4 protein-coding genes are annotated in these 14,344 nt (G+C 73.7%); 3 read left to right on the top strand and 1 reads right to left on the bottom strand.

Annotation, left to right across the window (positions count from 1 at the left end; all coding sequences use genetic code 11):
- Nucleotides 1-111: 111 nt before the first annotated feature.
- Entirely contained in the window at nucleotides 112-11,034 is a 10,923-nt protein-coding gene (locus ACWEVP_RS40310; RefSeq protein WP_452067840.1) for an SDR family NAD(P)-dependent oxidoreductase, read from the bottom strand.
- Nucleotides 11,035-11,320: 286 nt separating this feature from the next.
- Here ACWEVP_RS40310 and ACWEVP_RS40305 point away from each other — a divergent pair, with 286 nt between their 5' ends.
- From ACWEVP_RS40305 to ACWEVP_RS40295, 3 genes are read left to right on the top strand one after another with little or no spacing between them, the layout of a single operon-like run.
- Entirely contained in the window at nucleotides 11,321-12,004 is a 684-nt protein-coding gene (locus ACWEVP_RS40305; protein ID WP_452067839.1) for a PIG-L deacetylase family protein, read from the top strand.
- Nucleotides 12,005-12,045: 41 nt separating this feature from the next.
- Nucleotides 12,046-13,338 carry a nucleotide sugar dehydrogenase gene (locus ACWEVP_RS40300; protein ID WP_452067838.1) on the top strand — a complete coding sequence of 431 codons (1,293 nt, stop codon included), beginning with the start codon at nucleotides 12,046-12,048 and terminating at the stop codon, nucleotides 13,336-13,338.
- A gap of 13 nt (nucleotides 13,339-13,351) precedes the next feature.
- Nucleotides 13,352-14,314, top strand: a complete 963-nt coding sequence (locus ACWEVP_RS40295; protein WP_452067837.1) for an NAD-dependent epimerase/dehydratase family protein — start codon at nucleotides 13,352-13,354, stop codon at nucleotides 14,312-14,314.
- Nucleotides 14,315-14,344: the final 30 nt, after the last annotated feature.

Below are 14,344 nucleotides of genomic sequence, written 5' to 3'. Positions count from 1 at the left end.
GGCGCCGCGGGCCTCTCCCGGGTGCGGGGGGGGGGGGGGGGCGGCGGGGGTGTTGTTTTACAAACAGTGTTCTAACCCTGTTTCTCACTCACGACGGCCGCGGCAGACCCGTCAGTCCAAGCCGGTGAGCCAGTCGGCGACGGCGGCGGCCGTCGTCGGGGCGTCGGTGTCGATCAGCGTGAAGTGGTGCCCCGGTGCGGTGTACTCCGTCCCGGCGTGGGACCACGTCGTCTGCCAGTCGCCCGCGAGCCCGTCGAAGGGATCGGCCGCGCGGACCAGGAAGGACGGCGTCGCGATGCCGGTGATCTCGATGCGGGGCAACAGGTCCATGTACCGGGCCATCGCCGTGAGCTTCGCCCGGTCGAAGCCGCCGTACTGGGATTCGTTGGCCAGCATGCCCTTCGCCATGTCCGCCGCCTTGTCGCCGATCGCGTCGTCGCCGTTGACCGCGTAGGTGTCCAGGAGCACGATGCCCGCGGCCGGGGTGCCGGCGCGTTCCAGGCTTTCCGCCACGGCGTGCGCCAGCACGCCCGCCGAGGAGTACCCGAGCAGGGCGAACGGCCGGTCGCCCGCCGCCTTGCGCAGGGTCTCCGCCAGCACCTCGACGATCGCCTCCGGCGTCGACGGCAACGACTCGTCGGGCAGGAACCCGGGCATCGGCACGGCGTACAGCTCGCGCTCGCCCGGGAACCCGGCGGCCAGCTTCGCGTACTGGTAGACCCCGCCGGTCGCCACCGGCGTGCTGAAGCAGAACAGCTGCGTCGCCGCGCTGCCTTCCTTCAGCCGCACCGGTGACGGCAGCCCGTCGATGTCGGCGGGCGAGGTGAACGACGGCCGCAGGTTCGCGACCGAGGCCAGCAGGCCGAGGCCGTCCTCCACCCGCCCGGCCCGCACCGCGTCGGCGAACACGCCCGCCAGCCCGTCGGCCTCTTCGGCGGGCTCCGGCGCCGGCCCGTCGCCGTCCAGCTCGGCGAGCAGGTGGGCGGCCAGTCCCGCGGGCGTCTGGTGGTCGAAGACGACGGTCGGCGGCAGCCGCAGCCCGGTGTCTTCGTTGAGCCCGTTGCGCAGTTCGACCGCGGTGAGCGAGTCCAGCCCGGACTCCAGGAAGTGCCGCTGCGCTTCGATCGCGCCGCCCCCGGCGTAGCCGAGCACGGCCGCGGTCCGGTCCAGGACCAGGTCGAGCACGGCACGCTCCCGCTGCAGCGCATCGAGCCCGGCCAGCCGCTGCTGCAGCGTCGGGCCCTCGGCGGCCTGCGATGCCACCCGCCGGGACCGCGGGGCCAAGGCGCGGAAGACGGGCGGGACGTCGCCCGGCTCCCCCGCCGCGCTCACCTTCATCGGCACCAGCAAGGCTTCCGGCCGCAGCGAAGCCGCGTCGAACAGCGCCATCCCTTCGTCCCCGGACAGCGGGGAGACGCCGTTGCGCGCCAGCCGCGCCCGGTCGGCGTCCGTCAGCGCCGCCGTGGCATCGCCCGGGGCGTCCCACAGCCCCCACGCCAGCGACTGCGCGGGCTGCCCGTGGGCGCGCCGGTGCACGGCGAGAGCGTCGAGGAAGCTGTTGCCCGCGGCGTACCCGGCCTGGCCGGCGTTGCCCAGCAGGCCCGCGACGGACGAGAAGAGCACGAACGCCGAGAGGTTCTCCTGCTCGGTCAGCCGGTGCAGGTTCAGCGCGGCGTCGACCTTCGGCCGCAGCATCGCGGCCACCCGCTCGCGGGTCAGTGCCGTGACGGGCGCGTCGTCCACCACCGCGGCCAGGTGCACGACCGCGGTCAGCGGGTGCTCGGCCGGGATCGCGGCGAGCACCGCGGCCAGCGCGGCCTCGTCCGCGGCGTCGCAGACGCCGACCGTCACGGTCGCGCCCAGCTCCGTCAGCTCTTCGACCTGGCCGGGCGCCGCGCCGCGGCGGCTGACGAGCAGCAGGTTCCGCACGCCGTGTTCGGTCACCAGGTGGCGCACCAGCCGGGAGCCGATCCCGCCGCCCGCCCCGGTGACGAGCGTGGTGCCGTTCGCGTCGAACGTCGTCGCCGGCGCGTCGGCCGACGGCGCGAGCCGGGTCAGCCTGCCGCCGTACGCGGCACCGCCCCGGATGACGAGCTGCGGTTCCCCGGCGGCCGCGAGCCGGGGCACCCAGGCCGCGGCGTCCTCGTCGACGTCCGCGAGGACGAACCGGCCGGGGTGCTCGGACTGGACCGCGCGGATCAGGCCCCACACGGCCGCGCCGGCCAGGTCGGTGCCGTCCTCGCCGTCCAGGGCGGCCGCGCCGCGGGTCAGCACGGCCAGCGTGGAGCTCGCGAATTCCGCGCGGCCCAGCCACTCCTGCACCAGCTCCAGGGTGCCGGTCACCGCCTCGGGCACCGCGGCGTCCGAAGTGGACAGATCGAGCGCCACGACGTCGGGGACCGGGCCGGCGGCCAGGAGCGCGTCGAGACCATCCTCCAGCGCCGCCCAGCTCCCGGCGGCGGCGGGGACGGGAACCGGCTGCCACGCCCAGCCGTGCAGCGACTTGGGCGGCCGGACGGCCCCGACGCTCGACACCCCGGCCCGCAGCACGAGCGAGTCCACCGACGCGACCGGACGGCCCGCCTGGTCGGCCAGCTCGAGCGACACGGAGTCCGCGCCGAGCGGGGTGACCCGCACCCGCAGCCGGGACGCGCCCGCCGCGTGCAGCTCGACTCCCGTCCAGGCGAACGGCAGCCCGCCCGCCACCGTCACGGCCTCGCAGAGGCCGATGGCGTGCAGGGCGGCGTCGAACGCGGCCGGGTGCAGCCCGAACCGGTCGGTGCCGGGGGCCGCCGAAGTGATCTCGGCGAACACCTCGCCGTCGCGGACCCAGGCCGCGGTCAGGCCCTGGAACGCCGGCCCGTAGCCGATACCGGCCTCCTCGAAGGCTTCGTAGACGCCGTCCAGCGACACCGGCTCCGCGCCGGCGGGCGGCCACTCCGGCAGCCCCGCGGGCTCCGGTCCCCCCGAAGGCGCCAGTACGCCCGCGGCGTGCCGGATCCAGGGATCCGCCGCGTCGGCCTGCGAGTACACCGAGAGCGCGCGGCGGCCGGAGCCGTCCGGCTCGTCGACGACGACCTGCACCCGCACCTTGCCCAGTTCGGCCAGCAGCAGGGGCGTCTCCAGCGTCAGCTCTTCCAGCCGCGGGCAGCCCGCTTCGTCGCCGGCCCGCACGGCGAGCTCGACGAAACCGGCACCGGGGAAGATGATCGCGCCGCCGACGGTGTGGTCGGCCAGCCACGGGTGCGTGTGCACCGAGACCTGACCGGCCAGCACCACCTGGGCCGAGCCCGCCACCGCGAGGGCGGCGGAGACCAGCGGGTGTTCGGTGGCGTCGAGCCCGGTCGCGGTGAGGTCGCCGTTGGCGCGCAGGGCCTCCATGTCGACCTCCGGCCAGAACCGGGTGCGGTGGAAGGCGTACGGCGGCAGCGCAACGCGCTCCGCGCCGCGGAACAGCCGCGCGGAGGCCAGGTCCAGGCCGGTGGCGAAGAACCTGCCCGCCGCCAGCTGCGCCCCCCGCACCTCGTCCTGCTTCTTGGCCCGCATCGGCACGACCACGACGTCGCGCGGGTCACCGGTCAGGCAGCCCTGGGCCATGGCCGCGATGGTGCCGTCGGTGCCGAGCTCGACGTACCGGGTCACCCCGGCCGCCTCCAAGGCGCGGACACCGTCGAGGAACCGCACCCCCTGCCGGCAGTTGGCCACCCAGTACTCCGGGTCGGCCCAGCGTTCCGGCGCGGCCTCCGCACCATCCACAGTGGACACGATGCCGATCCGGGCGGGCTCGTAGGTGAGCTCTTCGGCGATCTCACGCAGCTCGGGCAGGATCTCGTCCAGCAACGGCGAGTGCGCGGCCACGGTGATCGCCAGCCGCTTGGTCCGGCGGCCGAGCCCCTTGAAGTGCTCGACGATCGCGAGCACGTCGGCCTCCGCGCCGGACACCGTCACCGAGGCCGGGCCGTTGATCGCCGCGATCGCGGACGCGGCGGTGAGCAGCGGCGTCACCTCGGCCTCGGTGGCCTCGACCGCGACCGCGGCGCCGGGGGGCGCCTCCTGCATCAGCTGGCCGCGGAAGGCGACCAGCTTCACCGCGTCCGCCAGCGAGAACACCCCGGCCACGTGGGCCGCGGCGATTTCGCCGAAGGAGTGGCCCAGCAGCACGTCCGGGCGCACGCCCCACGACTCGACCAGGCGGAAGAGCGAGACCTGCATGGTGAACAGCGCGGCCTGGGTGAAGGCCGTCCGGTTGAGCAGCTGGGCGTCGGCCGTGCCTTCCTCGGCGAAGATCACCTGGCGCAGCGAGCGGCCGAGGTAGCCGTCGAACAGCGCGCTCGTCCGGGTGAAAGAGTGCTCGAACACCGGGAACGCGGCGCACAGCTCACGGCCCATGCCGGGACGCTGGGTGCCCTGCCCGGAGAACAGGAACGCCGTCCGGCCCCCGCGCGCGGTGCCCCGCACGACCGACGGCGAGTCCTCGCCCGCGGCCAGCGCGGCCAGCCCGGCGGCGAGCTCCGCCCGGTCGGTCCCGGCGACCGCGGCGCGGTAGGGCAGCGCCGGCTCGCGGACCGCCAGGGAGAACCCGACGTCGAGCGGGTCCAGCCCCGGGTTCTCCTCCAGGTGGGTCAGCAGCGCGGCGGCCTGCAGGGGCAGGGCCTCCGGGGTGCGCGCGGTCAGCAGCCACGGCGGGAGCACCGCGGTGCGGTCCTCCGCGGCGGGCGCCGGCCCGGGTTCCCCGGACGGCGGTGCCTGCTCCAGGATCACGTGCGCGTTGGTGCCGCTGTACCCGAACGACGACACGCCCGCCCGGCGCGGCCGCCCGCGGTCGGGCCACGGGATCGTCTCGGTGAGCAGCCGCACGGTGCCCGCCGACCAGTCGACGTGCTCGGTGGGGTCGTCCGCGTAGCGGGACTTCGGCAGCTCGCCGTGCCGCATCGCGAGGACCATCTTCAGCACGCCGGCGACGCCCGCGGCGGCCTGCGTGTGCCCGATGTTCGACTTGACCGACCCCAGCCACAGCGGCTCGCCTTCGGGGCGGTCGCGGCCGTAGGTGGCCAGCAGGGCGTTGGCCTCGATCGGGTCGCCCAGCTTGGTGCCGGTGCCGTGCCCTTCGACCGCGTCCACCTCGTGCGGGCCCAGGCCGGCGAGCTTGAGCGCGCGCCGGATCACCCGCTCCTGCGACGGGCCGTTCGGCGCGGTGAGGCCGTTGGACGCGCCGTCGGAGTTCACCGCGCTGGCCCGGACCACGGCGAGGACCTCGTGCCCGTTGCGCCGGGCGTCGGACAGCCGCTCGAGGACCAGCAGGCCGGCCCCTTCGGCCCAGCCCAGCCCGTCGGCCGCCGCCGAGTACGGCTTCGACCGCCCGTCGGCGGCCGTGCCGCCGTTGTCGAAGTTCACGAACGGTTCCGGCGAGACCAGCGCCGACACCCCGCCGGCCAGTGCCAGCGAGCAGTCGCCCTGGCGCAGCGCCTGGACGGCCAGGTGCAGCGCCACCAGCGACGACGAGCACGCCGTGTCGATCGAGACGGCGGGTCCCTCCAGGCCGTAGGCGTAGGCGACCCGCCCGGACACCACGCTGCCGAGCGCGCCGGAGCCGCGGAACAGGCCGTGCTCGGTCCCGCCCATCGGACCCGGGTCGTAGTCGGACTGCATGACGCCGGCGAACACGCCGGTGTCGGTGCCCTTCAGCGCCAGCGGGTCGAGGCCGGCGGACTCGCACGCTTCCCAGCACGCCTCCAGGAGCATCCGCTGCTGGGGGTCCATCATCACGGCTTCGCTCGGGCTGATGCCGAAGAAGCCGGCGTCGAAGTCGGTGAGGCCGGTGACGAACCCGCCGTTGGGCTCCTTGCCGGCGGCGGCCGCCGCGCCGAGCCAGTGGTCGAGGTCCCAGGACCGGTCCTCCGGGAACCGCGAAGTGCCGTCGCGGCCGGCCGCGATCAGCTCCCACAGCTCCTCCGGAGTCGTGACCCCGCCGGGGTACCGGCAGGCCATGCCGATGATGGCGACCGGCTCGTCGGCGCGTACGCCGGCGGTGGCCGCTTCGGGCTCCCCCGCGTCGCCGAGCTCGCCCAGCAGCGCTTCGTGCAGGTGCGCCGCGAGGTCTCCGGCGGTCGGGTAGTCGAAGACGAGCGTCGCGGTCAAGCTCAGGCCGGTGGCCTCGTTGAGCGCGTTGCGCAGTTCGACCGCGGTCAGCGAGTCGAAGCCGAGGTCCTTGAACGCGCGGTCGGCGTCGACGAGGGCGGCCGAGCCGTGGCCGAGGACCGCGGCCGCGTGCTGGACGACCAGGTCGAGCAGGTGGTCCGCGCGCTTCTCGGCGGGCAGCCGGATCAGCTTGCCCAGCAACGAGTCCGCGCCCGCCTCGCGACCGGCCACCGTCCGCCGCGTAGCCGGGACGAGGCCGCGCAGCAGGTCGGGGACGCCGCCGGCGTCGCGCCACGCGGGCAGGTCGAGCTTGATCGGGACGTACAGGTCGCCCGCCGCGCCGACCGCGGCGTCGAACAGGGCCAAGCCCTCCGCGACGCCGAAGGCGCCGAGGCCGCGCTTGCCGTGGGTTTCACCCGCCATGCCGGCCGCCGACTCCCACATGCCCCAGGCCAGCGAGTGCGCCGGCTTGCCCTCGGCGCGGCGGACCGCGGCGAGCGCGTCCAGGAACGCGTTCGCCGCGGCGTAGTTCGCCTGGCCCGGGGCGCCCAGCACGCCGGCGGCCGAGGAGAACGTGACGAACGCGGTGAGGTCGCCGGCCAGCTCGTGCAGGTGCCACGCGGCGAGGGCCTTGGGGTCGAAGACACCGTCGACGCGCTCCGGCGTCATCGACGAGAGGACACCGTCGTCGAGCACCCCGGCCGCGTGCACGACCGAGTTCACCGGGTGCTTCTTCAGCAGGGCCTTGACCTTCGCGCGGTTCGCGAGGTCGGCGGCCACGACGGTCGCCTCGGCGCCCAGCTCGGCCAGTTCCGCGACGAGCTCGGGAACGCCGTCGGCGTCCGGGCCGCGGCGGCTGACGAGCACGAGGTGCTCGACGCCGTGCTGCCGCACCAGGTGCTTCGCGACGAGCTTGCCCAGTGCGCCGGTGCCACCGGTGATCAGGACGGTGCCCCACTCGGGCGGCTCGGCGGGCCCGGTGGTCGCGCGGGCGAGGCGCGGGACGGTGACCCGATCGCCGTCGACGCGGACCGACGACTCGTCGGCGACGGCGATCGCGGCCAGCTGCTCCGGCGTCGCGTCGCCCTCGACGAGCACGATCCGGCCCGGGTCCTCGGCCTGCGCCGAGCGGACGAGCCCGGCGACGGCGGCCCCGGCCAGGTCGCCGTGGGTCACCACCAGCAGGCGGCCCTCGGCCTGCTGCACTGTGGACAGTGCACTGTGGACGGCCTTTTTCGCCGCCGCGGCAGTCGTTCCCGGCTTGACCTCGTACACCGTGAAGTCCGTTTCGGAGACCTCCGGCAGCGGGAACGGAACCCGGTCGATCCGGTAGAGGGAGTCGCCGCCGGGCGCCACGCGGGCGGCGGCGAGCTGTTCCTCGCTGATCCGGCGCAGCCGCAGCGCACCGACGCGGGCGACCGGGGCGCCGGTGGAGTCGGCCAGCCGCAGCTCGACCGTCTGCTCCCCGGTGGGCCGGACGTGCACGCGCAGCGCGGCCGCGCCCGCTGCCAGCAGCTCGACGTCGGACCACGCGTACGGCAGCGTGGTGCCCTCCCCGGCGGCGCCACTCAAGCCGACCGCGTGCAGCGAAGCGTCGAAAACGGCGGGGTGCAGGCCGAACACCTCGGCACCGAGCCGGTCCTGCTCGGGCAGGGCGACCTCGGCGAACACGTCGGCACCGGCGCGCCAGGCGGCCCGCAGGCCCCGGAAGATCGGGCCGTAGGCCATGCCCGCTTCGGCCAGCAGGTCGTACATGCCGTCGATGTCCACAGCTTCGGCACCGGCGGGCGGCCACTCGCCCAGGTCGAACGCGGCGGCGGCCGTCGCGGTCTGCACGGTGCCGTCGGCGTGGCGGACCCAGCCGCCGGTCGCGGCGAGGTCGTCCGGTCGCGAGTGGACACTGATCGGGCGCGACCCGTCGGCGCCGGGCTTGCCGATCCGGACCTGGATCCGCGCGGCGCCCTTCTCCGCCAGCACCAGCGGGGCGTGCAGCGTCAGGTCGCGGACGCGGCCGCAGCCCGCCTCGTCGCCGGCGCGGACCGCGAGCTCGACGAAAGCCGTGCCGGGCACCAGAATCGCGCCGCCGACGACGTGGTCGGCCAGCCACGGGTGGGTGGTGGCGGAGATCCGGCCGGACAGCACCAGGCCGTCGGCGTCGGCCAGCAGGGTGGCCGCGCCGAGCAGCGGGTGGTCGACCGGGTCGAGGCCGATCGAGGCGAGGTCGCCGGAGTCGGAGGTCACCTCCAGCCAGTAGCGCTGGTGCTGGAAGGCGTACGTCGGCAGGTCGGCGCGGGCCGCGCCGCGGGCGGCGAAGTGCGCCTCCCAGCCGGGCACGACCCCGCGGACGTGCAGGGCCGCGAGCGCGGTGGCGAGCGCGACGTCCTCGGGCACGTCCCGGCGCTGCGCCGCGACGGCGACCGCGGTCTCGGCGGACTGCGGGACGACGGCGGTCAGCGGCGCGTCCGGGCCCAGCTCCAGGAACCGGTTGACCCCTTCGGCGGCGAGGGCGCGCACGGCGTCGGCGAACCGGACCGGCTGCCGGACGTTGCGCACCCAGTACTCGGGGTCGGTCAGCTCGGCGGAGACCTCGGCGCCGGTGACGCTCGAAATGACGGTCAGTTCGGGCTGGGCGTAAGTGAGTGTCTTCGCGACGGCCCGGAACTGCGCGAGCGTCGGCTCCATCAGGCGCGAGTGGAAGGCGTGCGAGACCTTCAGCCGGGTCGTCCGCCGTCCGGCTTCGACGAACTTGTCGCCGATCGCGATGACGGCGGCTTCCTCGCCGGACAGGACCACCGAGCGCGGGCCGTTGACGGCGGCGACGTCGACCGTCCCTTGTGGATCGTAGGCGGCGACCTCATCGGGAGTCCCCTCGACGGCGATCATCGCACCCCCGGCGGGCAGCGCCTGCATCAGCCTGCCGCGGGCGGCGACGAGCTTCGCCGCGTCGGCGAGGGAAAGGACGCCGGCGCAGTGCGCGGCGGCGAGTTCGCCGATGGAATGGCCGCACACCGCATCCGGGACCAGGCCCCACGACTCGACGAGCCGGAACAGCGCGACCTCGAAGGCGAACAGGGCGGCTTGGGTGTTCCCGGTCTGCCCCAGCGCTTCCGCGTCGGTGTCGATCACTTCGCGGATCGGGCGGTCGAGGTGCTTGTCCAGCTCGGCGCATGCTTCGGCGTACGCCTCGGCGAACCGCGGGTAGGCGGCGGCCAGCTCGCGGCCCATGCCGGGCCGCTGGGAACCCTGGCCGGAGAACAGGAATCCCGTGCTGGTCTCGCCGCGGGCGACGCCGGTCAGCGCGCCCGGCTCGCCGTCCGCGAACGCGCGCAGCGCGGCGAGGAGCCCGGCACGGTCCTTCGCCACGACAGCGGCGCGGTGGTCGAGGTGCGCGCGCCCGGTGGCGAGGGTGCGGGCGACGTCGAGCGGCTCGGCGGCGGTGCCGTCGAGAGCCGTGAGGAGCCGCTCGGCCTGCGCCCGCAACGCCTGCGGCGTCCGGCCGGAGAGCACGAACGGGATCGCGGCGGTGTCGCGCGGAGTCTCGCCCGCTGCTTCGGGCTCCGGTGCTTCTTCGATGATGACGTGCGCGTTCGTGCCGCTCAGGCCGAAGCACGAGACGGCGCCGCGGCGCGGGTGACCGTTGCGGTCCCACGGCCGTCGCTCGGTGAGCAGCTCGACCCGTCCGGAGCTCCAGTCGACCTGCCGGGTCGGCTGGTCGACGTGCAGGGTCTGCGGCAGCACGCCGTTGTTCAGGGCCAGGACGATCTTCAGCACCCCGGCGACCCCCGAGGCGGCCTGGGTGTGGCCGAGGTTGGACTTGACCGATCCCAGCCACAGCGGCGACTTCCGCTCCTGGCCGTAGGTCGCCAGCAGCGCGCCCGCCTCGATCGGGTCGCCGAGCTTCGTCGCGGTGCCGTGCGCTTCGACGACGTCGACCTCGTCGGGAGCAAGGCGGGCGTTGGCGAGCGCCTGGCGGATCACGCGCTGCTGGGCGGGACCGTTGGGCGCGGTCATGCCGTTGGACGCGCCGTCCTGGTTGATCGCCGTGCCCCGGACGATCGCGAGCACGGGGTGGCCGTTGCGCCGGGCATCGGAAAGCTTTTCCACCAGCAGCATCCCGCAGCCCTCGGACCAGCCGGTGCCGTCGGCGGAGTCGGCGAAGGCGCGGCAGCGGGCACTGCGGGCGAGCGTGCCGTCGAGGCTGAACTCGACGAAGGTGCGCGGCGTCGACATCACCGAGACGCCGCCCGCGAGCGCGAGCGAGCACTCCCCGGACCGCAGCGCCTGCACGGCCATGTGCAGCGCGACCAGCGACGACGAGCACGCCGTGTCGATGGTGACCGCGGGGCCTTCCAGGCCGAAGGTGTAGGCGAGGCGGCCGGAGATGACGCCGGAGGAGCCGTAGCTGCCCTGGTAGTTGTGGTACATCGTGCCGGCGAAGACGCCGGTGGGGCTGCCCTTGACCGAGTTCGGCGCGATGCCGGCGCGTTCGAAGGCCTCCCAGGACGTTTCCAGCAGCAGCCGTTGCTGGGGGTCCATGAGCAGGGCTTCACGGGGGCTGATTCCGAAGAGGTCGGCGTCGAATTCGAGGGCGTCGTGGAGGAACCCGCCTTCCCGCACGTAGCTCGAGCCCGCGCGCTCGCCCGTCGGGTCGTAGAGCCGGTCCAGGTCCCAGCCGCGGTCGGCGGGGAATTCGCCGATCGCGTCGACGCCACCGTCGAGCAGCCGCCAGAGCGCTTCCGGAGTCGTGGCACCGCCCGGCAGCCGGCAGGCCATGCCGATGATCGCGATGGGTTCCCGCGCGGCTTCGGTCAGCCGCCGGTTCTTCTCGCGCAGCCGTTCGCTCTCCTTGAGGGAGGCGCGGAGCGCACCGACCAGCTTGTCTTCGGAGTTGCCCACGAGTCCTCTTTCCTTCCACGTCGGCTGCGCTGGAAAGGGGATCTCGCCCCCACAGCAATGGATCCGACGATACGAGCGGGCCGCGGGCCCACCCACCCCTAAAGGCCCCGGAGAACACGGGATCCGCGCCCCTAGGCGGCCGGTCCGCGCCCCGCCAAGGTCCGCTTTAGACGGTCTTTAGGGGTTGTCGGTCGCCCGGCGCCGATGTCAGATTCCGAACGGCACTTCCGCCACTGTTGATGCCGTGCGACGGCACTTCCATCAGCACCAAGACTGGGGATCCGGTATGCACAGGAAAACAAGCAAGCTGCTGGTCGTGGGGGCGCACGGCGACGACGAGACGCTCGGCGCGGGCGGCACGATCGCCCGGCTCGCCGACGAGGGCGTGACGATCTCGCTCTGCATCCTCACCAACGACGACGGCTCGCGGTCGGCGACCGGCACCGGGGTCGTCAACCGCACCGGCGCGATCGAGCTGGCCGCCAAGACGCTGGGCATCGAACGCGTGCGCATCCACGAGTTCGGGGACAACCGCCTCGACACCGTCAGCCACCTCGAGCTGAACCGGGTGGTGGAGCGCGAGGTCCGGGACTTCGAGCCCGACACGATCCTCACCACGAGCATGTGCGACCTGAGCACCGACCACGCGCTGGTCAGCCGGGCCGCCCGGGTCGCGGGCCGGCCGGGCAAGGGCAGCGTGCGGGAGGTGCGGACCTTCGAGATCCGCTCCGCCACCGACGTCGGCGAAGCGTCGGGTCTGCCGGTCACCTTCCGCCCCAACTGCTGGCAGCGCCTCGAAGAGTCGCACATCGAGCGCAAGATCGAAGCGCTGCGCGCGTACGGCAAGGAACTCGAGCCCTGGCCCCACCCGCGCAGCGAGCGAGGCGTCCGCGCACTGGCCGAGTACCGCGGTTCGCAGGTCTCCACCGAGCTCGCCGAAGCCTTCGAAATCGTCCGGGTCGTGCTCTGACCCGCACCACCTTCCACCGTGCAAGAGACGGGTGAACCGCTATGACGAGTACTGTCGCCGAACACGAAACCCTGGCCGAACTGAACGAGCTGACCTCCGTCGCGGTGATCGGGATGGGGTACGTCGGCCTGCCCACCGCGCTCGGCCTGCACGAGAGCGGGGTCGGCATCATCGGCATCGACCTCTCGCAGAACCGCCTCGACGCGATCCGCGCGGGCGAGGTCGACCTGATCGAGGCCGATCACCGCCGGCTGGAGAAAGCCGTGCACCAGGAGGACTTCCAGCTCACCGTCGACCTGGCCCGGATGGCCGAGGCCGACGCGGTGCTCGTGTGCGTGCCGACCGGGCTGGACGAGTACCTGATGCCCGACCTCGGCCCGCTGGAGAGCGCCTGCGCGGCGCTGATCGCGCACGCCCGCGCCGGCCAGACCCTCATCCTCACTTCCACCAGCTACGTCGGCACCTCCGCGCGGCTGCTGGTGAAACCGCTGGTCGCCAAGGGTTTCAAGGTCGGACGCGACATCTTCGTCGCGTCCAGCCCCGAACGCATCGACCCCGGCAACGTCACGCACACGCAGCAGGAGACCCCGCGGGTCCTCGGCGGCGTGACGCCGGCGTGCACCGCGATGGCGCAGCGCGTGATCAACCTGCTGACCCCGGCGGTGCACTGCGTCAGCTCGGCCGAGGTCGCCGAGCTGACCAAGCTGTACGAGAACACGTTCCGCGCGGTGAACATCGCGCTGGCCAACGAGTTCGCGGAGATCAGCGACGGCTTCTCGATCGACCCGATCGAGGTGATCGACGCCGCGGCGAGCAAGCCGTACGGTTTCATGGCCTTCCACCCCGGCCCCGGCGTCGGCGGCCACTGCATCCCGTGCGACCCGCACTACCTGCTCTGGCAGCTGCGCGCGACGCAGCACAACGCGCCGCTCGTCACCCAGGCCATGCACGCCATCGCCGAGCGGCCCAAGCAGGTCGTCGACCGGGTGGCGGACACGTTGTCCCGTGACGGCAAGGGGCTGGGCGGCACCCGCGTGCTGGTGGTGGGTGTGACGTACAAGCCGGGTGTCCAGGACGTCCGCTCGTCGTCCGCTTTGGACATCATCGACCTGCTGGCGGCGAGGGGCGCGAAAGTCGGCTACCACGACCCGCTCGTGCCGACGATCCGCGTCACCGGCGGGCAGCTCGACAGCGTCGTCGAGCCGGACGGCGACGACTGGGACGTGGCGCTGATCCACACCGTCCAGCCCGGCCACGGCTACGACTGGCTCGGCCAGTGCCCGCTCGTCATCGACGCCACCTACCGCTTCGATCCCGCGCTTTTCGCGAACTGAGAGGACTTCCGACGTGCGTTACCTCATCACCGGCGGCGCCGGCTTCATCGGCTCCCACCTGACCGAGCACCTGCTGGCGGGCGGCCACGAGGTCGTGGCGCTGGACAACCTCAGCACGGGCACCCTCGACAACCTCGCGGCGGTGCGGGACAACCCCGGCTTCCGCTTCGTGCGCGGCTCGGTGACCGACGCGGCGGCGGTCCAGGCGTGCATGCCCGGCATCGACGCGATCTTCCACCTGGCGGCCGCGGTCGGCGTCTTCACCATCCTCGACAAGACGATGGACAGCCTCCGCACCAACCTGCACGGCACCGAGACGATGCTGGACGCGGCCCTGCAGCACGACGTCCCGATCCTGGTCGCCTCGACCAGCGAGATCTACGGCAAGAACACCGCCGACGGGCTCACCGAGGACGCCGACCGGATCATCGGCTCGCCGCTGAAGAACCGCTGGTCCTACGCCGAGGCGAAGGCGCTGGACGAGACGTTCGCGTACCTGTACGCGGTGGAACACGGCCTGCGCACGGTGATCGTCCGGCCGTTCAACACGGTCGGCCCGCGCCAGACCGGCCGCTATGGCATGGTCATCCCGCGGTTCGTGAAGCAGGCACTGGCCGGCGAGCCGATCACGGTCTTCGGCGACGGCCAGCAGACGCGCTGCTTCTGCCACGTCCACGACGTCGTGCCGGCGCTGGTGGCCCTGCTCGCCGACGAGTCGGCGTACGGCACCGTGTTCAACCTCGGCAGCACCGAGCAGACGACGATCTCGCAGCTGGCGGAGCGCGTGATCTCGGCGACGGGCTCGGCGAGCACGATCGCGAAGGTGCCGTACGAGGAGGCTTACGGCGACGGCTACGAGGACATGCAGCGCCGCATCCCGGACTGCACCAAGGCGTTGCGGCAGATCGGGTTCTCGCCGACCCGCACGCTGGACGACATCATCGCGGCGGTCGTCGCCGACCAGCGCGGTTCCTGAGCTCCTGACGCGCGAAGGCCACCCCGGCTC

It is taken from the genome of Amycolatopsis sp. NPDC003865, from assembly GCF_053605345.1.
The sequence above is the reverse complement of the archived record's forward strand: the minus strand, read 5'-3'. Positions and strand labels throughout refer to the sequence as shown.

Bases quoted from the DNA above. Each gene is read 5' to 3' on its own strand.
- ACWEVP_RS40300 (WP_452067838.1), top strand. From the start codon at position 12,046: ATGACGAGTACTGTCGCCGAACACGAAACCCTGGCCGAACTGAACGAG.
- ACWEVP_RS40305 (WP_452067839.1), top strand. From the start codon at position 11,321: ATGCACAGGAAAACAAGCAAGCTGCTGGTCGTGGGGGCGCACGGCGAC.